Source organism: Collinsella sp. TF06-26 (genome assembly GCF_002232035.1).
GTDB lineage: Bacteria > Actinomycetota > Coriobacteriia > Coriobacteriales > Coriobacteriaceae > Collinsella.
Map to the genome: position 1 here is coordinate 153,397 of NZ_NKXR01000003.1, position 23,317 is coordinate 176,713.

At 61.0% G+C, this 23,317-nt stretch carries 24 protein-coding genes; 3 read left to right on the forward strand and 21 right to left on the reverse strand.

What is annotated here, in order from left to right; all coding sequences use genetic code 11:
- Positions 1–3: 3 nt before the first annotated feature.
- Both yajC and CHY22_RS03225 read right to left on the reverse strand, forming a co-directional pair.
- Positions 4–285 (reverse strand): preprotein translocase subunit YajC, encoded by a 282-nt coding sequence (yajC, locus tag CHY22_RS03220; protein WP_089572405.1) that lies wholly within the window; start codon positions 283–285, stop codon positions 4–6.
- Positions 285–728: a PTS sugar transporter subunit IIA gene (locus CHY22_RS03225; protein WP_089572406.1), complete on the reverse strand. Its 444-nt coding sequence runs from the start codon at positions 726–728 to the stop codon at positions 285–287. The genes yajC and CHY22_RS03225 overlap by 1 nt, the downstream gene beginning before the upstream one ends.
- A 702-nt stretch (positions 729–1,430) precedes the next feature.
- Here CHY22_RS03225 and CHY22_RS03230 point away from each other — a divergent pair.
- Together CHY22_RS03230 and CHY22_RS03235 are read left to right on the forward strand one after the other, a co-directional pair.
- A complete protein-coding gene (locus CHY22_RS03230) occupies positions 1,431–2,069 on the forward strand; it encodes a DUF2975 domain-containing protein (protein WP_089572407.1) in 639 nt (212 codons plus the stop codon).
- A gap of 33 nt (positions 2,070–2,102) precedes the next feature.
- On the forward strand, positions 2,103–2,318 hold the full coding sequence (locus CHY22_RS03235; RefSeq protein ID WP_255413283.1) for a helix-turn-helix transcriptional regulator: 216 nt from the start codon (positions 2,103–2,105) through the stop codon (positions 2,316–2,318).
- Between the two features lie 111 nt (positions 2,319–2,429).
- On the opposite strand, the gene CHY22_RS03240 is transcribed toward CHY22_RS03235, so the two are convergent.
- The 13 genes from CHY22_RS03240 to tmk form a co-directional block, all read right to left on the reverse strand.
- A complete protein-coding gene (locus tag CHY22_RS03240) occupies positions 2,430–3,512 on the reverse strand; it encodes a hypothetical protein (RefSeq protein WP_089572409.1) in 1,083 nt (360 codons plus the stop codon).
- Positions 3,513–3,638: 126 nt separating this feature from the next.
- On the reverse strand, positions 3,639–4,724 hold the full coding sequence (locus CHY22_RS03245) for an isocitrate/isopropylmalate family dehydrogenase (protein WP_089572410.1): 1,086 nt from the start codon (positions 4,722–4,724) through the stop codon (positions 3,639–3,641).
- 6 nt (positions 4,725–4,730) lie between these two features.
- On the reverse strand, positions 4,731–5,429 hold the full coding sequence (locus CHY22_RS03250; RefSeq protein WP_089572411.1) for a hypothetical protein: 699 nt from the start codon (positions 5,427–5,429) through the stop codon (positions 4,731–4,733).
- 15 nt (positions 5,430–5,444) lie between these two features.
- Complete coding sequence (locus tag CHY22_RS03255; RefSeq protein ID WP_055310425.1) at positions 5,445–5,873, reverse strand: hypothetical protein; 429 nt, start codon at positions 5,871–5,873, stop codon at positions 5,445–5,447.
- Between the two features lie 5 nt (positions 5,874–5,878).
- Positions 5,879–6,958 (reverse strand): NAD(P)-dependent oxidoreductase, encoded by a 1,080-nt coding sequence (locus CHY22_RS03260; protein ID WP_089572412.1) that lies wholly within the window; start codon positions 6,956–6,958, stop codon positions 5,879–5,881.
- A 97-nt stretch (positions 6,959–7,055) separates the two neighbouring features.
- Entirely contained in the window at positions 7,056–8,009 is a 954-nt protein-coding gene (locus tag CHY22_RS03265) for a DegV family protein (RefSeq protein ID WP_089572413.1), read from the reverse strand.
- A gap of 79 nt (positions 8,010–8,088) precedes the next feature.
- Positions 8,089–8,673, reverse strand: coding sequence for a ribosome-associated translation inhibitor RaiA (gene raiA / locus CHY22_RS03270; RefSeq protein WP_035137685.1), 585 nt, complete (start codon positions 8,671–8,673; stop codon positions 8,089–8,091).
- Between the two features lie 317 nt (positions 8,674–8,990).
- A complete protein-coding gene (locus tag CHY22_RS03275; RefSeq protein WP_158551164.1) occupies positions 8,991–9,998 on the reverse strand; it encodes a transporter substrate-binding domain-containing protein in 1,008 nt (335 codons plus the stop codon).
- 750 nt (positions 9,999–10,748) lie between these two features.
- A complete protein-coding gene (locus tag CHY22_RS03280; protein ID WP_089572415.1) occupies positions 10,749–11,858 on the reverse strand; it encodes a hypothetical protein in 1,110 nt (369 codons plus the stop codon).
- Positions 11,859–11,868: 10 nt separating this feature from the next.
- Positions 11,869–12,675: a double zinc ribbon domain-containing protein gene (locus tag CHY22_RS03285; protein WP_233502873.1), complete on the reverse strand. Its 807-nt coding sequence runs from the start codon at positions 12,673–12,675 to the stop codon at positions 11,869–11,871.
- A gap of 102 nt (positions 12,676–12,777) precedes the next feature.
- Positions 12,778–14,478 carry a regulatory iron-sulfur-containing complex subunit RicT gene (gene ricT, locus CHY22_RS03290; RefSeq protein ID WP_089572416.1) on the reverse strand — a complete coding sequence of 567 codons (1,701 nt, stop codon included), beginning with the start codon at positions 14,476–14,478 and terminating at the stop codon, positions 12,778–12,780.
- Entirely contained in the window at positions 14,469–15,596 is a 1,128-nt protein-coding gene (locus CHY22_RS03295) for a DNA polymerase III subunit delta' (RefSeq protein ID WP_089572417.1), read from the reverse strand. Before CHY22_RS03295 ends, ricT begins: the two co-directional genes overlap by 10 nt.
- A 1-nt stretch (position 15,597) precedes the next feature.
- Positions 15,598–16,281 carry a dTMP kinase gene (gene tmk / locus CHY22_RS03300; RefSeq protein WP_089572418.1) on the reverse strand — a complete coding sequence of 228 codons (684 nt, stop codon included), beginning with the start codon at positions 16,279–16,281 and terminating at the stop codon, positions 15,598–15,600.
- 298 nt (positions 16,282–16,579) lie between these two features.
- Here tmk and CHY22_RS03305 point away from each other — a divergent pair, with 298 nt between their 5' ends.
- Positions 16,580–17,563 (forward strand): zinc ribbon domain-containing protein, encoded by a 984-nt coding sequence (locus CHY22_RS03305; RefSeq protein WP_089572419.1) that lies wholly within the window; start codon positions 16,580–16,582, stop codon positions 17,561–17,563.
- A 142-nt stretch (positions 17,564–17,705) separates the two neighbouring features.
- Here the strand turns inward: CHY22_RS03305 and CHY22_RS03310 are convergent, their stop codons facing one another.
- From CHY22_RS03310 to CHY22_RS03335, 6 genes are all read right to left on the reverse strand, one after another.
- Positions 17,706–20,300 carry a DNA topoisomerase I gene (locus tag CHY22_RS03310; protein WP_089572420.1) on the reverse strand — a complete coding sequence of 865 codons (2,595 nt, stop codon included), beginning with the start codon at positions 20,298–20,300 and terminating at the stop codon, positions 17,706–17,708.
- Positions 20,301–20,354: 54 nt separating this feature from the next.
- A complete protein-coding gene (gene hypB / locus CHY22_RS03315; RefSeq protein ID WP_006235936.1) occupies positions 20,355–21,038 on the reverse strand; it encodes a hydrogenase nickel incorporation protein HypB in 684 nt (227 codons plus the stop codon).
- Between the two features lie 55 nt (positions 21,039–21,093).
- Positions 21,094–21,450, reverse strand: a complete 357-nt coding sequence (gene hypA, locus CHY22_RS03320) for a hydrogenase maturation nickel metallochaperone HypA (RefSeq protein ID WP_022093859.1) — start codon at positions 21,448–21,450, stop codon at positions 21,094–21,096.
- A gap of 6 nt (positions 21,451–21,456) precedes the next feature.
- Positions 21,457–22,248, reverse strand: a complete 792-nt coding sequence (tatC, locus tag CHY22_RS03325) for a twin-arginine translocase subunit TatC (RefSeq protein WP_055285525.1) — start codon at positions 22,246–22,248, stop codon at positions 21,457–21,459.
- On the reverse strand, positions 22,248–22,820 hold the full coding sequence (locus CHY22_RS03330) for a twin-arginine translocase TatA/TatE family subunit (protein WP_158551206.1): 573 nt from the start codon (positions 22,818–22,820) through the stop codon (positions 22,248–22,250). The genes tatC and CHY22_RS03330 overlap by 1 nt, the downstream gene beginning before the upstream one ends.
- Before the next feature lie 153 nt (positions 22,821–22,973).
- Positions 22,974–23,288, reverse strand: coding sequence for an STAS domain-containing protein (locus CHY22_RS03335; RefSeq protein ID WP_089572422.1), 315 nt, complete (start codon positions 23,286–23,288; stop codon positions 22,974–22,976).
- Between the last annotated feature and the right edge of the window lie 29 nt (positions 23,289–23,317).

The following is a 23,317-nucleotide window of genomic DNA, read 5'->3' on the forward strand; positions in this document are numbered from 1 at the left end:
CAGTTACTTGATCTCCTGAATCGCGTAACGCGAAACATCTACGACGGCACCGGATCGGACTTTGATCTGGACCTTTTCGCCTTCGATGCCCTTGACGGTTCCGTAGATACCACCGGCGAAAAGAACCTCCTGACCCGGCTTGAGCTCGGTGTGCAGCTCCTTGAAGTACTTCTGCTTTTTCTTCATGTTGATTTGCGACCAGATGGTGTAAATCAAGCCCATGACGACAAGCAGGCCTAAAAGGGCAACCGAGGAGCTCAGGACGTTGGCTCCGAAATCGGCCATTAGATGCCGTCCTCGTCGCCGAAGATATCCTCTTCCTCGGAGCCGGCAACGGATGCGACCGTCTGGGCGGTGATGCCCGTCTGGCCAACGGTCACGGCCTGCTCGCCAAGCTCGGCGAGCGTGGCGTTGCCGCGGAGGAACAGAAGCTCAATAACCATGGGAAGGTTAGTTCCAGTCAGAATCTCGACGTTGTCGACATCCTGGGCAATCATCATTGCCTGGTTGAACGGGGTACCACCAAGCAGGTCGGTAAAGACGAGCACGCCATCGCACTCCTCGCGCATGGCGGTAATAGCGGCGCGGAGATCCTCACCGTAGGAAGCAGCCTGGTCGCCCTCAAAAGGAACGACGGTAAAAGCGGGCTGGTCGCCAGCGACCATAGCGATAGCGCTTGCGAGGCCGGGTGCGAACTGTCCATGACCGGTAAGAATAAAGCCAACCATTCAAATTTCCCTTCCGAAGGTGTGTACGATCTGAGTCCGATGATGTTCGGAAGCCAACGGGCAATCGCCCTTAAAGCTTCTTGGAAAGCGTTCTTTGAGAACCAGTGGTCTCTCAACTGGTAGTAACCACGTGACGTGTTGTTGTCACTATATCACCACAGAAGAGGTTGCTTTCGTTGATTCATACAGTAAAACGTTTTTGCACCGTTCACGGCGAAAAATCGACCGTTTACCGCTCATTAACACTTCTACCTGCGGTTTTGAAACCCTTTCGAAATGCTTTGGCAAAAGATCGGATCTTTTTCTGTGTCTAAACAACGTAGGGCGGCTAAAAATAGCATGTAGAAAAATTGCAGGTCATTGTGAAGATATGTGAATTGGTCTTTTTGACTTAATACCAGTTAGAACCAGTTTAGAAATTATCGGTGAACGGTAGTTTTCGACCGCTCAGCGGTTATTTCCAATCGTTTGCAGCTCCTTTTCCATATGAATTAGGGAGACCCGATGAAGCACTTGCGCGGTTGCGGGAAATTTCGATACTCGTCCATCCCCCACGTGCCAAACTCTCACTCCCTAAATATGCCATAAGCTCTCGCTATTCGTCTTACAAACATAACTTACTCTAATCTGTAATTGTTTATCGTTTATCATTAAGTATGTTATAAGATTTAAATATCATCCTAGACATTGGTTGGAGGAGCTATGATCCGCTGGAACGTATCCAAATCGAATGAACCCATCAACCGCGAACAGGCAATAGCCGATCTGAGGAAGCTCGCTCACATCTGCAAATGGGCCACAATCTGCACCGCCGTAGCGCTCGCTCTGGGACTCCTCGCAGTCATTGCAATCGAGCTTCTACTCATATTGCCTAGCCTCTCCCAAGGGTTCTGCCTCCAATCCGTAGAGCTTAATGCCGGCGAAGGGCCATCTCTCGCTCTCGTCGGCGCCAATGAACAGACCCCTCTTATGCTTGTCGCGCACGACGGTCATACTGCCATAGGGAGCGCCATGATGACATGCCTTGCGCTTGCCATTGTGCTAAGCGCATACAGGTTTTTCTCCGCCATTGAAAAGGCGGGCAGGCCCTTTGACCTCGAATGCATCCGCATACTACGTCAAGTAGGACATTTGTTCCTTATTGGCGGCGTTGCTGTGAAGCTTCTTGGTGCCATAGTCACGGGGCTGATACTCTCAGGATTTGGCGGCAACTTTACGGATGCGCTTGGCGGCCAGCACCTCGACCTCTCTATGGTCTTTGCAGGCCTGATTATTAGCCTGATTGCCAGCGTCTTCCAGTACGGGTGTATCCTGCAAATACAAGATGACGAGTTGCTCTAGGGGGAATCCATGATTATTCTGCGGCTCGACCGCATGCTCGCCGAACGCAAGATCTCATCCAAAGAGCTTGCGGAACGCGTGGGCATCTCCCAGGTCAATATGTCGCGCATCAAGACGGGCAAGGTTTCTGCCGTGCGCTTTTCAACTCTTGACGCGATATGCCGGGCACTCGACTGCCAACCGGGCGATGTACTGGAATATATATCCGACGATGAAGCCGATAGCCTTTTTGGACTTAAAGATGAATAGCCATAATTAAGCCGCCAATCACGCCCTCAACGCAAATTGCCCGCCAGAACGACGCGTTCTAGCGGGCTCAATCAGATATTTCGACTTCGCGCTCGAAAGCTCAGGCAGATCTTACGCAAACAGGCCGTAGATGCTGATGTTGGCCTTGGCGTACAGGCCGTTGGCATACTCAGTCCACTTGGAGCTGGCGCTCGAAGCCTGCGAAGAATACTGCTGGTAAGCGGTGTAATAGGCGGTCATGGCCTGCTTATAGGTGGCGCTATCGGCGGTAAAGGCATCGTTAGCGAAGGCCTTAGCGTAGGTGCTGTTCTCGTCCTTCCAGGTGCCCTTCGAGCTATCCCACTCGTCACCGGCAAGGTTGATGATGTAATCGGCGTAATCCTTGCTCGCGGTGTCCTCGTTGCCGTCAGAAGGCTCGGTCGGAGCGGTCGACATGCTCGCGGAAGCATCGCCCACCTTCTTCTTGTAGAGCTTCTGCAGCGTCGCGGACTGACGGACGATCTGCTTGGCCTGGTCCTTGGACACGCCATACTGCTTGGCCATGGTGTCGTAGTCCGAGGTGCCGATAGAATCCTCGGCGTACTTCTTCATCTCCTTAGAGGAGACGGTAATGCCCTCGTCCTCAGCAGCATCGAGCAGAATCTTGTTGCGCACGTAAGACAGGATGACGTCGGCAGAGGGGGCGGTGTAGTTGCCGTTGCTATCCTTGACGGTATCGAGGCTGTACTGGCTCTCAATGGCCTCGCGCGCGGTGATGTCGCTCTTCTCGCCGTTATAACTATAGCTTGCCACGGTCGAATCGAGCTGGTCCTCGGTCAGGGTCGACGAACCGACACCCTTGCCGCCAAAGCCGCCATTGCCAATAAAGAAGCCGACCACCGCAGCGATCACGACTGCAACCACAAAGGCGGCAATCATCGTCTTCTTGTGCTTGGATGCGTGGTCGTCCGCGTCGGAGTCGTCCTCGTCCTGCTCCTCGGGCATGAGGTTCTCGTCGGCGGCGTCCGCGGCGATCTTTGCCTCCAGGCGAGCATCCTCCTCCTCGGCCGTCGTGCCGGCGGCAATGTGCTCGGCAGACGTGCCGGCGACCAGGTCGATCTTCTCGTCCTCGTCACCGTCGGGGCCTTCGCCGCGCTCGATGATCTGGATACCGTCGATCTCGTCCTTCTCGTCCTTCTTTTGAATCAGACCCATATCAATTACTCCTTGTTAGGAAACATAGTCCCCAATAGAATACGCCCGACGAGGCGCCGGGCGTATTCATTCTTAGGTTATACGCAAACACTTAAGTACTATTTAGGCGTTTGCAGCGTGCGTGCCTTAGGCCAGGTGCGCGATAACGGCATCGGCAAAGGCCTGCGTGCCCACGGCCCCCTCGACGGAGCCGGTCTGAGCACGACGCACGTCACCGGTAACCTGCTCGCCCTCGTCAAGCGTGGCGGAGACGGCGGCGCGAATGCGGTTGGCGGCGTCGTTCTCGCCCAGGTGATCGAGCATCATCGCAGCAGAGAGAATCTCGGCCGTGGGGTTGGCGACATCCTGGCCAGCGATATCGGGCGCGGAGCCGTGCGTAGCCTCAAAGATTGCGCAGTCGGCACCGATGTTGGAGCCGGGTGCCATGCCCAGACCGCCCACCAGGCCGGCGCACAGGTCGCTCACGATGTCGCCGTACAGGTTGGGCAGCACCAGGACATCGAAGTCGTTGGGGTTTTGGACTAGGCCCATGCAGGTGGCGTCGACGATCTTGTCGTTGAACTCGATATCGGGATAGCTGGCGGCCACCTTGCGCGCCACGCGCAGGAACAGGCCGTCGGTCGCCTTCATGATGTTGGCCTTGTGCACGGCCGTCACCTTTTTGCGGCCGCAGCGGCGGGCGTACTCAAAGGCATACTCCACAATGCGACGGCTCTTGGCGATGGAGATCGGCTTGATCGAGATGGCGGAATCGGCGGCGAAGGTCTTTTGGCCCGAACGCTCGACGAGCTGTGAGAGCTCCTCGACCTCGGCAGCGCCCTCATCGAACTCGATGCCGGCGTAGAGGTCCTCGGTGTTCTCGCGCACGATGACCAGGTCGACGTCGCGGAAGCGCGAGCCGTCGCCCGGCTGCGACAGGCAGGGGCGCACGCAGGCGTACAGGTCGAAGTGCTTGCGCAGGGCGACGTTAACGCTGCGGAAGCCTGTGCCGACCGGCGTGGTGATGGGGCCCTTGATGGCAACCTTGGTCTCGGCGACCGCATCGAGCACATGTTGGGGCAGCGGCGTGCCAAACTCGTCCATGACGCCGGCACCGGCCTCCTGGACGTTCCAGTTGATCTGGACACCGGTGGCCTCGACCACGCGGCGCATGGCCTGCGTAATCTCGGGACCGATGCCGTCACCGGGAATCAGGACTACATCGTGCGCCATAATCTGTTACTCCTCGTCTTCGGCGTCGTCAGATTTTTTAACGCTAGCACGCTTCTTCTTTTTGGAGAGATCCAGGCCAAAACGTTTAACAAGCATTTCGCAAATCTCGCTCGAACGCGCCTTGAGATAGCTGCCCTTGCCGTTCTCGGCATCGAACTTAAGGCGCAGCGCAAGCTTCTCTGCAACCTCGGCGTCGATCTCGCCCTGGCCAAACTCGTACAGGCAACCGAGCATATCGCGATACTCAAGGTCGCCGTGGTAGCACTGGATGGCCTCGTCCAGGATGGGCCAAGCCTCGCGCGAACGCTCGACACTCGTGGCGCCCCATACGCACAGCAGGCGGAAGGCGGCATAGCGCAGCGTGGAGGAAATCTCGTCGAACAGCGCGGTCTCGGCGCCCTCAAAGGCGTCCTCCATCTGCTCGGGGCAGGTGGTGGCGAGCGCCGCCAGGGCATCGAGCGCCTCCCAGCGGGTCTGTGCCTCGGGGCGGTCGAGCGCCTCGATCAGCGCTGGCACGCAGGGCACGACGCGCTGCGGATCGCGCTCGGCAAGCAGGTGCAGCACACGGGCGGCAAACTGGCGGATGCGGCGCGTGGGGCAGCCGAGCTCTTGGACCAGGCGGTCGACGGCGTTCTCATTCTCCTCTGCCAGCTGAAGCTGTGCCAGCTCCTCGTCGGTGAGCTGTTCGTCTTTATTTTCTGCCATAGTTACCTCTTCTTACTATTTCTTAGCGTGCTTGCCAGCACCCTTGCTGTCATCGGTGACCGAGATGAGCTGCCGGTCGGCCGCGCCATTGCGACGTGCACGGCGGCGCTCCTCGGCGTCGCCCGCGTCGGCGGCGGCGCGATGAGCCTTGTTGACGTTAAAAACCTCGTCGTGCTTGCGCCATGGACCGACGGACTCGCCAAAGCTCATCTTAAGGCCGGCGATAAAGCCGCCGAGCCAGCCGATCGGCGCAAACTGCACCAGCGGGAACAGCGAGAACACCCAGGTCAGTAGGACGACCGCCGCCGCTCCTGCAAAGTTGGCAATCCAGTAGTCGCGCTTGGTGATGACACGCTTTTCGCACGCCCACTGGCCGCACAGAAAGCCGATGTAGATCGCAAAGAGAAAGAGTACCAGCGCAAGCACCACGAACGTCCAGCTCATGGGCGCTACTCCCCGTGATGGTGGCCGCAGCAGCACTCGTGGCCGTCGTCATGGCCGTGGCCGCCGCAGCACTCGTGGTCCTCGCCATGGTGATGGCCACAGCCGCACTCATGGTCCTCGCCGTGCTCGCCGCAACCGCAACCTTCCTCGTGAGCGCCATGCTCCTCGGGGCGATACTGCGACCAGTCCAGACCGGCGGCGATGGCGTCGGCCTCCTCCTTGTAGAGAACCGTGATGGCCTGGGTGCCCAGCTTGGCGCCACCGATGGCGTCGAGCATGTCGTAGAGCGTAAAAGCGACGTCGGCACCGGGCAGCGCGAGCTCGCGGTCATCGGCGTAAGCGAGCGCCAAGCGCAGGTCCTTAATGAAGTGCTCGACCATAAAGCCGGGCTTGTAGTCGCCGTCAAGCGCCTTGGGAGCCAGGCTCTCCATGGCGCCGGACTTGCCGGTACCGCCCAGGATCATCTGGCGGGTCTTCTCCAGGTCAAGGCCGCTCAGCTCGGCAAATGCCATGGCGTCTGCCATGCCGACCATGCAGGCGCCCAGCGACACCTGGTTGGCGAGCTTGGCAGCCTGGCCCTTGCCGGCGCCGTCGAAGCAGCAGATGTTGGCCGCAAAGGTGGCAAGGATGTCGCGGACCGGCGCGATGTCGTTCTCGGTAGCGCCCACGATAGCCGTGAGCGTACCGGCGATAGCGCCCGACTCGCCGCCGGTGACGGGGCAGTCAAACGCCATGCGGCCGGAAACCTGGGCGGCCTCGGCAATGTCACGGGCGAGCTCGGGCGAGCTCGTGGTGAGGTCGATCAGCACCGCGCCGGGCTTAGTGCAGGCCAACAGGCCGTCGCCCGCCAGGTAGAGCTCCTCGACCTCGGAGGGATAACCCACCATGGTAAAGACGACGTCGACGTTCGCCACGGCATCTGCCGGCGTATCGGCCCAAACGGCACCGCGCTCGATAAGCGCGGCGGCCTTGGACTTAGTGCGGTTGTTGACCGTGACGGGATAGCCGGCATCCAGGATGTGGCCGGCAATGGGGGCACCCATGATTCCGGTGCCGATAAATGCGACGGAGAGCTTGTTTGCCATGAAACCTTTCCTTTTGGGTTGGGTGTTATTACCAGGTTGAATACTCGGTGCCAGCGTTGGGCTGTGAGTCGAGGGCGATTACGGCCGCGTTACTTGCCTACTGACCGCGCACGCGGCGGGCGATGCGGTCGGAAAGCGACGCCTTGTCGGCGCGGTTCTTGCCCCAAAACGCGCAAGCCACCATGCCGGGGCCCACGTGCGAGCCAATGGTGGGGCCCACAGAGCTGCGGATGATGGTCACGTCGGCGCAGCCTTCCTCCTTGCGGATGGCGGCCTCGAGCCAGTCGCCGTCCTTTTCGGCATCGGCCGTCATAATGGCGATGGGCATGGTGCGATCGGGCACATAGTTCTCGCGGAACGACTTGAGAATGGACTTGAGCGCCTTCTTGCGACCGCGGTTGACGCCGATCAGCGACAGCGAGCCGGCCAGGTCGTAGGACAGCTCGGGTTTGACGTCGAGCTTTGCCGTGAGCTGTGCCGCCGCGGGCGGAATGCGGCCGCCGGCAGCCAGCGCGTCAAAGCTCTCGAGCGTAAAGTAACCGTGGACATAGGTCTTGGCCTCGTTTGCCCAGTCGACCAGCTGCTTGGCGGTCAGTCCCGCCGAACGCTGACGCACGGCCTCAAGCGCCAAGAGCTCGCCGGTCGCACAGGGCAGAGCGTTGTCGACCACGTACAGCTCAAAGTTGGGATACTCGGCGCGCACGGCGTCCGCCGCCTGGCACGCGGAGTTGTAGCTCGACGACAGCGCCGAGGTAAAGCACAGGTAGACCGTGGGCGTGCCCTCTTTGGCGCACTCGGTAAAGAACTCGATATAGCGACCGAGCGACACAGCCGAGGTGGACACGCGGGCACCGGCGCGCATGCGATCGTAAAACTCCTTGGGTGTGATGCTCGACCAGATGTCATCCGTGCGCTCCTCGCCATCGATAATGAAGGGGAAACCCAAGATATCGACATCGAGGTTCGCGGCGACCTCGGGGCTAAAGTCGCAGCAGGTATCGACGACGATGCGGCAACGGTCCGAATGACCGGCGGATGCGGCCTTGTCCATCAAAGCGACTCCTTACGTAAAAAGGCGGCCACCCGCATGGGATGGCCGCCAACCGTTAACTCATGCAAGTTAACGTATTTTACTCGTCAAGTGTTTCGATGCGGGGCTTGATGATGCCATATCCACCATTCTTACGGTGATACACCACATTGATGAGGCCAGTCGTCGCGTTCTCGAACACGTAGAAGTCGTGGCCGAGCAGATCGGTCTGCACCAGCGCCTGCTCCTCAGTCATCGGGGTGACATCGATGACTTTCTCGCGGACGAGCAGGTCGTCCTCCTCCTCGGGCAGCAGCAGGTCGGCCAGATCCTCGACGCGCTCGACCGGCGCGACATCCGCGGCGCTGGCACCGCCCTGGCGGTTGTCCACGACCTTAGTCTTGAACTTACGCAGCTGGCGGGTGACCTTATCGGCGGAGAGGTCGATGGCGGCGTACATATCTGCACCGTGCTCGGCAACGCGAATCACCGAACCGCGGGCACGAACCGTAACCTCGACGATTGCCGGGTTGGGGTTCGAGGGGTTCTTCTCATAGCGAAGTACAACGTCGACCGTCATGGGCTCGATATCGAAAACCTTGAGCGCCTCGCCGATCTTCTCATCCACATGCGCACGCAGAGCATCGGTTACCGTCGTCTTGCGTCCAGAAACCTTGATATCCATACGTGGCTCCAATCTGCCTCGGGGACTTACTGTACTGGCTATGTACCCATTGCCGTGCATTTAATCACGCGGATTCCCAAAGACCCGAATAACGATTGCTTGATACCGCATACCGAAGTCTCGCACTTTTCTGTGGCAAAGTGCGCTATAGGAGGGAGCCGGCGACTTTGTATTTGGTCCCGAAAATTGGCTTTGACCTGCTGGTTTTATAGAGATGAAAAAGCCGGGCTCCCCTATTGGGGAAGCCCGGCAGTGCGTGTTGAAACCGTGAAGGGACATCTCTCCTAGCGCATAGGAGACGCCACCCCTAGCAATAACTAGCTATTAAGCTTGTTAATGTCGTCGTCGGTGATGGTGTCTTCCTGGCTGGACGATTTGTCTTCGGAGGATGCGGTCTCATTGTTGGAATCGGAGGACTCGCTGCCGGAGGATGTGGTCTCGCTGGACTCAGAGTCGCCCGGCTGCACGTTAGCGCCCGAAACCGTCTTAGTGGTGAGGTCGTAGGGCATCGTGCCGTACCAGACGCAGTGGACCGCCTCGAGCGTGCCGTCGGCCGTAATACCGTCGAGGGCATCGCTCACGGCACGACACAGTTCGTCATTGGACGAAAGGCCTGCAACACCAAGCGTCGAGGGCGCCTCGAGCGCACCGACATAGGAGATCTCGCTCATCAGTCGCGCAAGGTAACCGCCAGCCGTGGAGTCGCAGATCACATAGTCGACCTCGCCGGACTCGAGCGCCTCAAAGCACTCGTTGATGTTGGAGTAAGTCTTTTGGTTGGCGGTGATGCTCTGCTTAGCAAGCGCCTCCTGCGAGGCCGAGGACATCTGGATACCCAGAGTAGACGTGTTAAGGGTATCGGTGGAAACGCTCAGCGACCCACCATCGCTGGTTTTACCGAACACGGAAGCGGCATCGTACAGGCACGTGCCGAGCGAGCTAACGTCCCCATCCGTGGAGTTGATCTCGCCGATAAAGATATCAGCCTTTTTGTCACCGAGCGCGGAACCTGCCGAGGACGCATCGACAAAGGCGACCTTAAGGCCCATGCGGCTTGCGAGGGCGCGGGCAGCGTCGACTGCATACCCCGTGAGCTCGCCGTCAGCGCCCTGCATGGCCTGCGGCGCATCGGAGGTATCGAGGGCAACCGTCAGGGTACCGGGAGTGACCAGGGCATCATCCGACACCGTGGGCGTGACGGTCTCGTACTCGATCTGGTCGATCGTGGGAGTCGTGAACGTAGACAGCGGGTTGAACGCGCATCCGCTCAGGCCCAAAACGGCGATGACCGCTGCGGTCCCAGCACCTAACCGAGCCGCGTGCATCAAGCTGCCCCTCACCATGTCCACTACCCTGCCTTCTGTGTCGTATACGATCCGTGCGTTGCGCGGAATATCAGATTGTTCCCACCAGCTGACCTGGTATTTGACCCCACACTTGCGCACCGGGGCGTTTGCTCGGGAGGCCGCAGCCACCTTCACGACTGGCCCGCTCGCCCGCGAGGCGGTATTGCCCCAAAAAAAGTAGAACGGACGGTGCGGCTTACATCTAGGACGCGCCATGATCGCGCCGCGCGCACGCGGTCGCTTACGTGGATCCCTTTGACCGCGTCTGTCTTGGACTAGGACGGGCATTTCGTCCGTCCGCAACCACAGCCTGGCAGGAACGTAGCGCATTATAGCTAAGTTCAAGCTAAAGTTTAAGGTTAGGGACGTTATTCGCATCGCGAGTACAGATTTCGCAGGTCGGAGTGGGCTATTCGTGCCTCTGTGAAGCCCGGAGCTCCCCTATGGGGAGCTCCGGGGCACCCTTCCTAGGGTGCCGTGGCCAAAAAATGGCAAATATGAGTACTGTTACCAATTTAGTAACAGGCAATTTTGGCCTCTCGGACAGATTTTGCGCTCAGTGTCGCCAACCTGATGCTTAGTTATTCCACATTTGTTTATTATCTTCTTACTTTATGCCGCCTCCGAGTCCTAAATGCCTTGATTTTGCTGTTACTGATTTAGTGACAGTACTCATATTTGCCATATTTTGGCCAGGGCATATGATTAACCCCCTATTTTCGACGTGAATTAGACCGGCTTAAGCCCAAAACACGCCCGCAGCGTGTTAAGCAACGCCTCTTGCTTCTTCCTGCGAGCATCGACACGATTCCGGTACCGCTTTCGCATACGCTGGTGCATGCGCCATGCGAGCGCTTCCATCGCTTCCATGTCACAGAGCATTTCGCTATTGACCGTCGCGACCTCGATTCCCATAGTAATCAAGCCCGTGTTGCGCTTTTCATCATGGATACGTCCCCTCCGAGAGGAATGGCCCAGCTCACCGTTGTATTCCAGGTCAAACCGGGCCGCTTCTTGATACGCATCGCAAACTGCATGAGGCATCCCCGAGATTGCCTGCGCACGGTCATCGAACTCGATCTTGTAGTCGGTCTTAAAAGGTCCGCAGGCAAACCCGCCATAGGAAAACGGAAGCGAAAACAGAGCGAGCATGATGCACTCCATGGGCGAGAGCAGGTTTTCTGACAAGTAGGGACACAGACGCTGCAATTGTTTGGCCGTGCTTCCCTTGCATGTCGTAAGGTAATCTGCCAGACGATCGGGCATCAGCACCGGCTCGACTTCAAAGTAGCCCACGTCTGCTGGCTGGTCCTTGTCCTTTGCAAGTTTATTCGTAACAGGCGAGGTGTAGGGAGGCAGATACTTCCCGCGATCGCTCAGTGAAATCTTGGAGCACAGCTCCTGGGCCAGGGCAAACGCCTGGATGCAGCCGACCTCGCGCGCAACGGCAACACAAAGGGCCTCGGGAGATAGGCTGTACACCCCCGGTTCCACCTCTAGAATCGAGCCAGCAGGCAACCCGGAGCATACGGACCAGCTCACGCCAAGAATGCGGCGGCGCTGTGCTGCAGACCCTACCAGCAAGCACAAATCCTCTTGTACCTCGCCGCTTGCGGCTCCAATTCGCACCAAGTCAGGAAGATAGATATCCTCGGTCGAGGGCGACGACGTGCGCAGCACACGGCGCTCTTCATCGAGATTAAGGTCCTTCCAGCTGATATAGCCCATCTGCCGGCGCTCGGCGCGCATCATGCGCAGCGCCGAGGCGCCTGTTAGGATTACGGAAGCCGCTAGCTGTTCGCCTGTCGGCTCGTTGCGCCGCTCAATCTTCACTGCCACAAAACCACCCCTACCAAACACGTGCGATAGCAAGGCCATCGACTGCCGCAGCGCCGGCACGCTTGAGCTCCGCCGAGGCTGCTGCCATGGTCGCGCCCGTGGTGATAACGTCATCGATAAGCAGTAAGCGGCGGCCGTGCACGTCCTCAACCGTCTCGTACATGCCTTGGGCACGCTCGCGACGCTCCTCACGACCGAGTTCGCGCTGGTCGCCATGCCCGTACTTGACGAGGGCATCGAGCAGGGGAACACCCGACAGCTCGCAAAATGGGCGCGCAATGGCCTCCATATGATCAAAGCCACGCCGCCGAAACGCTGCCGCCGTCGCAGGCACAAACACCACCGCATCCGCACCGGACAGCACACCTCCTAAGCGTTCGGGCGCTACGACCTGGGCATGCAGGGCGGTGTCGTAGAGCAGCTCCGCCAGATACGGAGCCAGGCGTCGCTCGCCCGCGTCCTTGTACGCTTTAATGATGCGCGGCAGCGGATGCGCATAGACGGAGCACGCCAGGCAGCGGTCGAGCGTCTCCGCCATTGCCGAGGACGTGCCCTCGACCGAACACTCAGTGCACAGCAAATCCCCAAACGGGGCTCCGCATCGGGTACAGCTATGACGTGGGTCGATGAGCGTGAGCGCGGCCAGGCAGTCTTGGCAAATAAGCGCACCGGCGCGCTCGCAGCCGGCACATCGTGTTGGCGACAATGCCTCGAGTGCCTCGCGTGCCGCCCGCTCGGCAAACGGCAGCAATTCGTCCGCAAACGGTAGGGCGCCGGCACCCTGCAGACGGCTCAATTTGTTCAGATGGCTCTTCAAGACACAACCCTCCCTACGTTCGGTCGCAGGGAGGGTTGTTGATTCAGCGCTATGATACCCCGATGCCCTCGGGGCAAGGCGGGCTAAATCCGCTCGCGGGCGTTATTCGCCGGCGGGCGGTTGTGGTGCGGACGAAGACGGGGTCGAGCCCTCGCCACCATCCTGGCGCGGCTTGCGGGAACGGCGACGACGACGGCGCTTTTGACCCTGGTCGGCCGAGCCCTCGCCACCACGATCTTCGCGCGGCTCGCACTCGTCGCGAGCGGCACCACGCGAAGCCTTGGCAGCCGCTCCCCCGCCATCTCCGGGACGACGGCGCGTGACCTTGACCTCGCCATCCGAGACCTGATCGGCAACGGAGGGCACTGAGGGCTTCTGTTGCGCGCCCGAGGAATGGCGACGGCGCGGACGCGGCGCGCGCTCCTCCTCGCCACGTGACTTGCCGCCCTTGTCGACAGGCGCATCGGAGGCCGAGGGACCCTTGGAAGCGGCACCAGCCTCGCGAGCAGCTGCGGCGCGGAAGGCGTCCTCGCGCTCCTCGCTCGACAGATGACGACGGCGACGGCGCGTGGGGTTCATGCCACCGCCGCGGTTTTGCTGCTGGGGCTGCTGAGCCTCGCGCTCGCGAGAGGCGTTCTTGCCCGCGGCTGCAGCCTCGGCAGCATCGCCCGAGCCTGCGCGCTTGCGACGACGACGGCCACCGGCGGCCTCCTCGGCCTCAGGCGTTGCGGCATTGCCACGGCCCTTTCCGCGGCCACGACCCTCGCCCTGCCCCTGACCGGCGCGAGCATCGGATTCAGCATCGCGACGACGGCGCTTGGGCATCGACGTACCGGCCAGACGGTCGGCGCTCGACAGGCCATCGCCCACGTCGACGCCGTTCTCGCGGTCGAGCTCCATAAGCGCCAGACGCATCTCGGGCGACTCGATGCGCTCGAGCACGTCGCGCGTCACGCAGTCGGGGCGGCAGTTGCAGCCCTGCTCGGCGGCCTTCTTTTTGCAGCCCTCCGAGCAGGTCATATCGGCCAGGTTGACCTTAAAGACCTTGCCGTTCTCCAGGCGCAGCACCAGCTGCTCACGCGGCGTGTCATATTCCTGAATACGCGCCTTGCCGAGCGGCGTATCGATGAGCGTCTTCTTTTTGGGCGCACGGCTCTTAAAGTCCTTGTACGCTTCGAACTCATAGCGCAGGCAGCACATCAGGCGGCCGCAAACGCCGCTGATCTTGGAGGAATTGAGCGGCAGGTCCTGCTCTTTTGCCATGCGGATCGAGACGGGCTCAAACTGTCCGCCAAAGCGCGTGCAACAGAGCTCCTGGCCGCACTGGGCATAGCCGCCCACCAGGCGAGTCTCGTCGCGCACGCCGATCTGGCGCATGTCGACGCGAATGTGCAGCGTCGAGGACAGATCCTTGACGAGCTGGCGAAAATCGACGCGCTCCTCGGCCGCAAAGTAGAACACGGCCTTCTCGCCGCCAAACAGGTACTCGACGCCGACCGGCTTCATCTCGAGGTCGAGTTCTTTGACCAGACGGCGGAAATCGACCATGGCCTCGTCGCCCTGGATGGCAAGATCGTCGGCAAGCTGCAGGTCAATGTCGCTCGCCACGCGCAGTACGGGCTTGAGCGGCTGACCGATCTCGTCTTGCGGCACCTCGAAGGGATCGGCCGTAACCAAGCCGATCTCGGTTCCGCGCTCGGTGGAGCAAATGGCATAATCGGCCTCGAGGATATCCAGGTCCTGCGGGTCAAACCACAGGTCGCGCGAGGCGTAGGTAAACTTAACGGGTACGACTAACGGCATTTCAGTGCCTTCCTGATATCGAACAGCATGACCTCGATGGCCAGCTGGGGAGTAACGTTTCTGGCGATGTTGCGCTCGGCGGTCGCGACCGCCTCGAGCGCCTGGGTGGCACCCGCAACATTGGTCGCGGCGGCAAGCCGACCGATCGTGTCGCGCACGTCCTCGTTCACCACGTCGGCTGCCTCGTCCTGAAGTGTCAGCAGCACGTCGCGCATGAGCGTCCGCGCGCTCGCCAGCGCTTCCATGATACCCGAACGCTCGCGCGCGTTGAGTTCGCGCTTGTTGCGGTCCTCAAGCTGCTTCAATGCTCCACGCGACAGGTAATCGGCGTTTTGCTCGAGCACCTTTTCCTGCGTGGACTTGACCTCGGCGAGCGGCGCCTTAACGGCGACGATGAGCGACTTGGCGCGGCTGAGCACATCGGCCTCGTCGGCGGCGATGAGCGAATCGATGGCACGGACCATCTGGCGGCGAGCATCCTGGCGCTCGGCGCTCTTGAGGAACTCGATGCCACGCGTGGGGCTTCCCGCTACGGCGACGGCTATGCGGCAACGCGCAGGGTCCTGACCGGTGGCGCGACTCACGGCACGCGCGGCCACGGCGGGCGACACCAGCCGAAACGGCACGCACTGGCAGCGGCTCACGATGGTGGGCAACATCACGTCTGCCGAGGTGCCCAGCAAGATGAACATGACGCCCTCGGGCGGCTCCTCGAGTGTTTTGAGCAGCGCGTTAGCGGTGTTGGCGCGCAGCTGCTCGGCACGGTCGATGATGTAGACCTTGGCCTTGGCACGGATGGGCGCCAGGGGCACGTCGTCGAGCAGCTCGCGGGTCTGGGCGATGAGGTAGCCCGTGGCGCTCTCGGGCGTGTAATAGTGCACGTCGGGATGCGTATGGCGCGCGACGCGCACGCAGCTGTCGCATGCGCCGCAGCCATCCTGCTCGCACAGGAAGGCTTGGGCGAGCGCCCACGCGGCGTCGAGCTTGCCCGCGCCGGGCGCTCCCAAGAACAGATAGGCGTGCGATGCGCGACCGCTGGCGACGGCGTTGGTCAAAAAGTCGCGCACGCGCTCTTGGGTGTCGAGCTTGGCCAGCAGGCTTGCCTGAGCGGGGGCCATGTTACTCGGCCTCCTGGGCAAGCGCAGCGGTGACGGCGTCCTGGGAAATATCGAGGCCGTAGGCGCGAACCTGCTCGACCGTCTTCTCGAAGACTTCCTCGATGGTCGCGGTGGCGTCGATGAGCTTTACGCGGTTTGGCTCCTCGGCGGCAATTGCGCAAAAGCCCTGGTAGACACGCTCTTGGAATGCCATGCCCTTTGCCTCCATGCGATCTGCCGCACCACGGGCCGCCATGCGCAGCGCCGCCTGCTCGGGCGTGATGTGGTAGACGAGTGTGAGCGCCGGGTGCGTACCCGCGACGGCCAGGTTGTTGGCATCTCGCACCATCTGGCGGTCGAGCCCATCGGCAAATGCCTGGTAGCAGGTCGTGGAATCGTAGAAGCGATCGCACAGGACCACCTTGCCGGCAGCGAGGGCGGGCGCGATGACCTCGTGCACCAGCTGGGCACGCGCAGCCTCGTAGAGCAACAGCTCGCAGGTATCGCCCATCGTCGTGTTGGCAGGGTCGAGCAGCAGGGCGCGGATCTTTTCGCTGATGGCGGTGCCGCCCGGTTCGCGCAGGCTCACAACCTGGTGGCCAGCGAGCTCGAGCGCGCGGGCAAGCAGGCGCGCCTGCGTGGACTTGCCGGCACCGTCGACGCCCTCGAGCGTGATAAAGCTATGTTGAGCAGGCTCAAAAGCCATGGGCGCAGCCCCTTCCTACAAGGCGCGTAAATGCAGATATATCAACCAAGCCATGATACCCCAGCGTCCGGCGCACCCCAAATCGAACCTAGTCATTAGGGCGGCAGTTAGGGACGATCCTAAACTGCCGGCAGAAAAGGAACGTCCCCAACTGCCGGCTAAAGTTGCGGTGAAATAGGGACTGATTGAAGCCCTGAGACCGCCAAACAGTCCCTATTTCACCGCAACGTATGATGGGGAATTTTGAATGCTGGGTATAATCGTCGTATTGCATTGAAATGTGGCGAAAGGAGTGGCAATGTCTCGGTATTGCGCCTCGTGCGGCAAGCGTCTTGCAGATGATGCCAAGTTCTGCACCTCGTGCGGTGCACCCGTTGAGCAAACAGCCGCGAGCGATAGCCAGCCCGCTTTTGAGCAGACCGGCTCCCTTGATGCGCCGCAAGCCAAGGCGGACGACCCCCTCGCCTATAGCCCCGACCCCGCCGCAAGGACCGAGGCCGTCGAGACCACGCAGCGCATACCCGTCGCGAGCGGCTCGCCCCAACAGCAGCCGGCTCCCGCATACGCGCCCGCTTCGCCACAGACCCCCGCTTCCAAAAAGAGCGGCACCGGGCCGCTTATCGCCGTTATCGTTGTGCTGGTGGCGATCATCATCGCCCTGGTCATTTTCTTTGTGATCAAGCCTTTCGACAACGCCGGTACGCAGACGACCGCCGAGGTTACCAAGCTGCACCACGATGTTGACGATGATGACCTTGAGCCTCTCGGCGATCCCAATAGCCTTTACGACGATGACGATGATGACGACGAGGATGGCGGCGAAGCAACGCTCTCTGAGCAGAACCTCTACCGCCGACTGAGCGAATACTACGACCTGCTCGAAGATCTCGACAGCCAGGTCCGTGGCTGCGCGCAGAACTTCAACGGCAACTATCTGGAAGAGGATCGAACCACCCGTCAAAATCTCGCCGACGTCGCCGAGCGCACGGAGGACACCATCGAGCAGTATTACGACATCGTCGAGGACCTGGACGTCCCGACGAGCTCCAAGAACTACAGCTCCTGGAAGGACATCATCGCCCTGTACGACGACCTGGATCACCGCATTGACGCAATCTGTGATGCCTGGGAGATCAGCCTGAAATACGCCAAGCCTGCGGACCACAAGAATGAGATCGTGGCGCCGCTGTCGCGCGACAACGTGGCGGGCACCAATGACAATAAGTACCGCCTAGACTTTGAGGAGCGCTATCCCGGCGCCAAGCCTGTCGAGGTGAACTAGCGCTTTGTCGTTCCCGAGCCGGCAGTTAGGGACGTTCCTAAACTGCCGGCAGAAAAAGAACATCCCTAACTGCCGGTCAAAAAAACGAGCGAGGATCGCGGGGTCCTCGCTCGTTTTTTTGGGCAATGTTTCGACTGCGCCGTTACTTGTCGGCGGCTGTTTTCTTGGCAGTCGACTTCTTCGCGGTCGTCTTCTTGGCGGCAGTGGCTTTCTTAGCCGTCGTCTTCTTGGCCGCCGTCGTCTTCTTTGCCGTGCTCGCCTTGGTTGTGGTCTTGCGACCGCGGGCGGGCTTCTTCTCCTTGGTCGGGCAGTCCATGTTGACGCAGATACGCCACGGACCGCGCGCCGTGTTGACCACCACGATGGGGGCGCCGCACTCGGGACAGGTCTCGCCCGTCGCCTCGAGCTTGCCACGCGCCGGCAGCGGATAGCTCACGCCGCAGTCATCGTAGTTGGTGCAGCGGATAAAGCGCTTGCCGCTCTTCTCGCTCTTGTGCGCGATCAGGTCGCCATGGCGTCCGGCCTCGGCACACACCTTGCACTCGCCCACCTTAAGGTCGGGCTCGTAGTTGGTGGGGCACGTCGGGTTCACGCAGATCTCGAAAGCCTTCTGGCGGAACGGCTGACACTTAATGCGCGGCGCACCGCATTCGGGGCATACGGCGGCCTCGCCCTCGAGCGGGCTCACCTTGACGCCGCTCGGCACCGGATAGGTCACGTCGCAGTCGGGCCAGCCCATGCAGCCGATAAAGCTGCCGCGGGTCTTGGCGCTCGTCTTCATAACCAGGTCCTTGCCGCACTTGGGGCAGGCGCCCACGCGCGCATCGGCCGTGACGGCGTCGCTGATGGCGTCGCCCAGCTCCTGCGTGTGCTTGAGCAGCTCGTCGAGCACGCCGGCCAGCAGCGCGCGCGAGTGCGTCACGACATGCTCTTCGGTGTCCTCGCCGCGCTCCACACGGGTCATGTCGCCGTCGAGCTCGCTGGTCATATCGGGGCTCGTGATGCGCGGGGCAAACTGCGTCAGCGCGTCGATGATGGCGATGCCCAGCTGGCTCGGCTCCACGGGATCGTTTTTGAGGTAGCGCACGGCGTACAGGCGCTCGATGATGCTCGCGCGCGTGGACTTGGTGCCCAGGCCGCGCTTTTCCATCTCCTGCACGAGCTTGCCCTGGCTGTAGCGCGCGGGCGGCTCGGTCTGCTTGGCCTCGAGCTTAATGTCGAACACGTCGACCGTGTCGCCCTGCTCCAGCGGAGGCATCTGCTCGTCGCGCTTGAGTCCGTACGGGTACGCCTCGCGGAAACCCGGGGTCACGAGCACATCGCCCGAAGCCACGAACGGCTCACCGTTCACATCGAGCTCGAGCTTGGTGTTCTCGATAGTCGCGGGACCCATGAGCGTCGCCAGGAAGCGGCGGGCGATGAGGTCGTAAAGCTTGCGCTGGCCGCCATCGAGCGTGGACGGATCGCCTTCGCCCGTGGGGTAGATGGGCGGGTGGTCGGTGGTCTCGACTTTGCCGCGCGTGGGCTTCATGGGGCCGGCGAGTACCTTTTTGCACACGGGCGCCAGCGCCGGGTTGATCTTTGCCAGGTCGCTCACCACGGCGCCCAGATCGAGCGTCGCAGGGTACACGGTGTTGTCGACACGCGGATAGCTGATGAGGCCCGCCATGTAGAGGGACTCGGCGATGCGCATGGTACGTGCAGGCGAGATGCCCTCGGCCGCGGCGGCAGCCTGCAGCGAGGTCGTCGCAAACGGCGTGGGCGGCTGCTGCTTACGCGAACGCTTGGTCACCGCGGCAACGGTTGCCGTCTTGGCGCCGTCGACGTGGCCGTACGCCGTCTCGGCAGCATCTTTGTCGGTAAAACGTGTCGTCTTGTGCGCAATCTTAAAGCGGTCATCCTCGGCAGCACCCTGAGCGGCACCCATGCCGCGAATCTGCCAATAGTCCTCGGGCACAAACGCCATGCGTTCGCGTTCGCGCTCGACCACCAGGGCAAGCGTCGGCGTCTGCACGCGGCCGGCGGAGCGCACGTTGCCAAAGCCGCCAAACTTGGCGAGCGTCAGGTAGCGCGTGAGCACCGCGCCCCAAATGAGGTCGATGTGCTGGCGGCTCTCGCCGGCGTCGGCCAGATTCTGGTCGAGCGAGACAAGATTATCGAAGGCCTGCGTAATCTCGGCCTTGGTAAATGAAGAATACTGGGCGCGGGCGACCGGCAAGTCAGGCGCAACCTCGCGCACTTTGTTGAGGGCGTCCGAACCGATCAGTTCGCCCTCGCGGTCGAAGTCCGTGGCGATAATGACGCTGTCGGACTTCTTGGCAAGGTTCTTGAGCGAGCGGATGAGCTCCTTCTCGGCCGGCAGCTTAATGACGGGCGCCCAGGTGAGGTAAGGCAGGCTCTCGAGCTTCCAGCCCTTGATGGAGATACCATCGGCAAGAAACGGCTTGCGCTTGGTGTCGTAGGGCGGACGTGCCAGGCCATCGGGCATATCGGCCGGCAGCATCTCGCCGTCCTCGGTGACCGAATACCAGCCCAGCTTTTTATCGAACAGCACGCTGTCGCAAAAATCGGGCGCAAGGATGTGACCGGCAAGGCCGATGGTCACGCACTCCTCGCCCTTCCACTCAAAACGGTAGATGGCGGTGTTGTACACCTTGTCCTTTTTGGGTTTGCCCGTGGACAGACGCTCGGCAATCTGACGCGCGGCGTCGTTTTTCTCTGCGATGATGAGCTTCAAAAGAGGCTCCTATCTCGTGTCTCTGCGGCTACGCCCGCCCGTATGGCGGCCGACTTACGCCCTTGCTTGCTCAATCTGCCCGATGAGCCAATCGCACCAGGCATCCATGCCCTCGCCCTTGCGCGCGCTCACGGCAAACCGCGGCGCCTGCGGATTGAGGTCATCGAGTGTCTTAGTATACCTATCCATGTCAAAATCGAAAGCCGGAGCCACGTCGACCTTGTTGAGCAGCTGCGCGCCGGCGTGTTGGAAGATGCCCGGGTACTTGATGGGCTTGTCGTCGCCCTCGGGCACCGAGAGAATCATGATGGACAGGTTCTCGCCCAGGTCAAAGTCGACCGGGCAGACCAGGTTGCCCACGTTTTCGATAAAGATGACGTCGATGTTCTCCAGACCGACGGCCTGGTCGAAGGCATCGACGGCCTCCATGATCATGTTGCCCTCGAGGTGGCACAGGCCGCCCGTGTTGATCTGAATGGCGGGCATGCCGGCTTCCTTCATGGTGATGGCGTCGACGTCCGAGGCGATATCGCCCTCGATGACAGCACAGCGCAGGCCGGCTTTGTCACGCAGGCGCTCGTTGGTGCCCAGAATCGTGGTGGTCTTGCCCGAGCCGGGGCTCGACAGCACATTGATCACGTAGGTGTTTGTCTCATTAAATCGCTGACGCAGCTGATCTGCCAGGCGCTCGTTGCGCGACAGAATCGGCGATGCAATATCAATCGTTTTCTCGGCCATACTTAGCGCTCCTTACTTTGGCCCCTTTATACCCCATCACCAGATGGCTAGCGGGCTAATCGTCGGGGGTTTCGATTTCGATACTTGCGATATCGAGCTCGCGGCCGTGCAGTAGGCGCACGTTGGCACCACCACACTGAGGACAGCGACAGTGGAAGCGATCGTGGTCGAAAACCTCGCCGCAGTCTAGACACTCGCTTTGTGGATGGACCTCCTCCACGGCAAGCTCGCAGCCGCGCGTGAGCGGGTCCTCGTCGCGAAACGTCTCCCACGCAAAGTCGAGCGCCTCGCGCACAACTTCGGTCATATCCCCGATACGCAGCGTTACCAAAACGGCGCGCGAGGCCCCCGCCCCACGCGCCGCGCGAATCACTGTATCGAGTATGCCGTTGACAATGCCAACCTCGTGCATACCGATTTACTCCTCGTCGTCCTCGTCGTCCGAGAACAGGTCCAGACGGCTCACGAACAGGCCCTCCTTGCCCTCGCGCGCGGTAATGACCACGCGAGCGATGGCGAGCGAAATCTCGTAGAGCGAGAGCAGGGCGCCATACATGAGACCCAGCGTAACGGGCGAGCCGTCGGGCGTAATCACAGCCGAACCCACGAGCAGGCCTACGTACACGTAGCGCCAGGCGCTGCGGAAGGCCGCATAGGACACGATGTGGAAAACGGACAGGTAGAAGATGATGAGCGGCAGCTCAAACGCCACACCAAAGCCGATCATAAAGAGCAGCTCCATGTTGACGTAGTTCTCCAGATCGGGCAACGCCGTAGCGACAGCCGAGGTCTCGCCGATGAGCCACTCAAAGCCCGCCGGGATGATGATGAAGTAGCAGAAGATGGCACCCAGGAAGAACAGCACCGTCGAGGCGAGCACCGTGGGCACAACCCACTTGCGCTCGTTGGGGCGCAGTGCCGGCAGGAAAAATGCCAGAATCTGCCAGATGATCATGGGCGTGCACATGACCACGGCCATCTTGATGGCAAGCGAGAAGCGCAGGCCAAAGCCGCCGAGCGTGGTGGTGATGTAAAACTTACCGTCCGGCACAAAGGAGCGGATGGGGTCCTCAAGAATATCGAGCACCACGGGCGTGGCAAAGTACAGCACGATGGCGGCGGCAAACACCGAAACGACCACGATGGTCAGGCGGCGACGGAGCTCTCCCAGGTGATCGAAGAGCGGCATGCGCGCAGGTCCGATCGGCATTACTCATCGCCTCCCTTCGGGGCGTCGGCGGCAGCAGCCTCGGCATCGTCCTCGACCTCGAGCTCGCGAGCGAGCTGGTCGACGACGGCCTTGCGCTTGCGGGGACGACGGGCGTAGAGGTCAGCCGTCGTGGGCTCTGCCGGCTCGGGCTTGGGCTCTGCAGCAGGCTCGGGCTCGACGGCAGCAGCAGGCTCTGTACCCTCGGCCTCATCAACAGCGCCTTCGCCCTCAGCAGCACCCTCGCTTGCGGCCTTCTCGGCAGCAAGACGGGCGCGACGCTCGGCAAAGGTCTCCTTCTTGGCGGGCGCTGCCGTCTCGGCGGCATCCTCGTCCACATCGGAATCGTCGTCGGTCGCAGCAGTCTTCTTGGGCTTGACCGGGGCCGACGCGGCCTCGCTCACCGGATCGATAATCTCGGACTGAACAACGGCCGTCATCTTTTCCTGCGTCTCGCGGAACTGACGGATGGCACGGCCGATCGTGCGGCCCATCTGCGGGAGCTTATCCGGGCCAAACAGCAAAAAGCCGAAGACCACGATGATCGCGAGCTCACCCTCTCCAATACCAAACACACATACCTCCAAGGCTCGATGTGAGTCGAGCCCGCACCGCGCCATTCGGCCGGAACTCGTCTATTCATTCGGTCAAGTATAGCGCCCGGACGCCAAAACGTCCGAGCGCATCACAAACATATGCCAAACGGCACGCCCTTTTGGGGGCAAAGATTATGCAGCGGTGATCGAAATCTCCTGGTCGACGCCCAACAGCTGAACCACGCGCATCACCGGGGGCTGCACGTTGACGCAGCTAAAACGCTTACCATGATCAGCTGCGTGGTGTGCGGCGCCCACAAGCACGCCAATGCCCGTCGAATCGATGTAGCTCACCTGGGCAAAATCGAGCTCAACGGCCTCAGTGGGCTGCTCGAGCGCCAGGTCGATGGCATTGCGCAGGCTATCGGCGTTAGAGATATCGATCTCACCGGTCACCTTAATGGTGTAGAGCTCTGGCGTGGGGTTGGTGGAAATACCCAAATCCATGTATACGCTCCTTTACGTATCGAAAGTGC

What these genes read in the sequence shown, in the direction of transcription:
- yajC (WP_089572405.1), bottom strand. Translation starts at nt 285, where the DNA reads ATGGCCGATTTCGGAGCCAACGTCCTGAGCTCCTCGGTTGCCCTTTTA.
- CHY22_RS03225 (WP_089572406.1), bottom strand. Translation starts at nt 728, where the DNA reads ATGGTTGGCTTTATTCTTACCGGTCATGGACAGTTCGCACCCGGCCTC.
- CHY22_RS03230 (WP_089572407.1), top strand. Translation starts at nt 1,431, where the DNA reads ATGATCCGCTGGAACGTATCCAAATCGAATGAACCCATCAACCGCGAA.
- CHY22_RS03235 (WP_255413283.1), top strand. Translation starts at nt 2,103, where the DNA reads ATGCTCGCCGAACGCAAGATCTCATCCAAAGAGCTTGCGGAACGCGTG.
- CHY22_RS03240 (WP_089572409.1), bottom strand. Translation starts at nt 3,512, where the DNA reads ATGGGTCTGATTCAAAAGAAGGACGAGAAGGACGAGATCGACGGTATC.
- CHY22_RS03245 (WP_089572410.1), bottom strand. Translation starts at nt 4,724, where the DNA reads ATGGCGCACGATGTAGTCCTGATTCCCGGTGACGGCATCGGTCCCGAG.
- CHY22_RS03250 (WP_089572411.1), bottom strand. Translation starts at nt 5,429, where the DNA reads ATGGCAGAAAATAAAGACGAACAGCTCACCGACGAGGAGCTGGCACAG.
- CHY22_RS03255 (WP_055310425.1), bottom strand. Translation starts at nt 5,873, where the DNA reads ATGAGCTGGACGTTCGTGGTGCTTGCGCTGGTACTCTTTCTCTTTGCG.
- CHY22_RS03260 (WP_089572412.1), bottom strand. Translation starts at nt 6,958, where the DNA reads ATGGCAAACAAGCTCTCCGTCGCATTTATCGGCACCGGAATCATGGGT.
- CHY22_RS03265 (WP_089572413.1), bottom strand. Translation starts at nt 8,009, where the DNA reads ATGGACAAGGCCGCATCCGCCGGTCATTCGGACCGTTGCCGCATCGTC.
- raiA (WP_035137685.1), bottom strand. Translation starts at nt 8,673, where the DNA reads ATGGATATCAAGGTTTCTGGACGCAAGACGACGGTAACCGATGCTCTG.
- CHY22_RS03275 (WP_158551164.1), bottom strand. Translation starts at nt 9,998, where the DNA reads ATGCACGCGGCTCGGTTAGGTGCTGGGACCGCAGCGGTCATCGCCGTT.
- ricT (WP_089572416.1), bottom strand. Translation starts at nt 14,478, where the DNA reads ATGCCGTTAGTCGTACCCGTTAAGTTTACCTACGCCTCGCGCGACCTG.
- CHY22_RS03295 (WP_089572417.1), bottom strand. Translation starts at nt 15,596, where the DNA reads ATGGCCCCCGCTCAGGCAAGCCTGCTGGCCAAGCTCGACACCCAAGAG.
- tmk (WP_089572418.1), bottom strand. Translation starts at nt 16,281, where the DNA reads ATGGCTTTTGAGCCTGCTCAACATAGCTTTATCACGCTCGAGGGCGTC.
- CHY22_RS03305 (WP_089572419.1), top strand. Translation starts at nt 16,580, where the DNA reads ATGTCTCGGTATTGCGCCTCGTGCGGCAAGCGTCTTGCAGATGATGCC.
- hypB (WP_006235936.1), bottom strand. Translation starts at nt 21,038, where the DNA reads ATGGCCGAGAAAACGATTGATATTGCATCGCCGATTCTGTCGCGCAAC.
- hypA (WP_022093859.1), bottom strand. Translation starts at nt 21,450, where the DNA reads ATGCACGAGGTTGGCATTGTCAACGGCATACTCGATACAGTGATTCGC.
- tatC (WP_055285525.1), bottom strand. Translation starts at nt 22,248, where the DNA reads ATGCCGATCGGACCTGCGCGCATGCCGCTCTTCGATCACCTGGGAGAG.
- CHY22_RS03335 (WP_089572422.1), bottom strand. Translation starts at nt 23,288, where the DNA reads ATGGATTTGGGTATTTCCACCAACCCCACGCCAGAGCTCTACACCATT.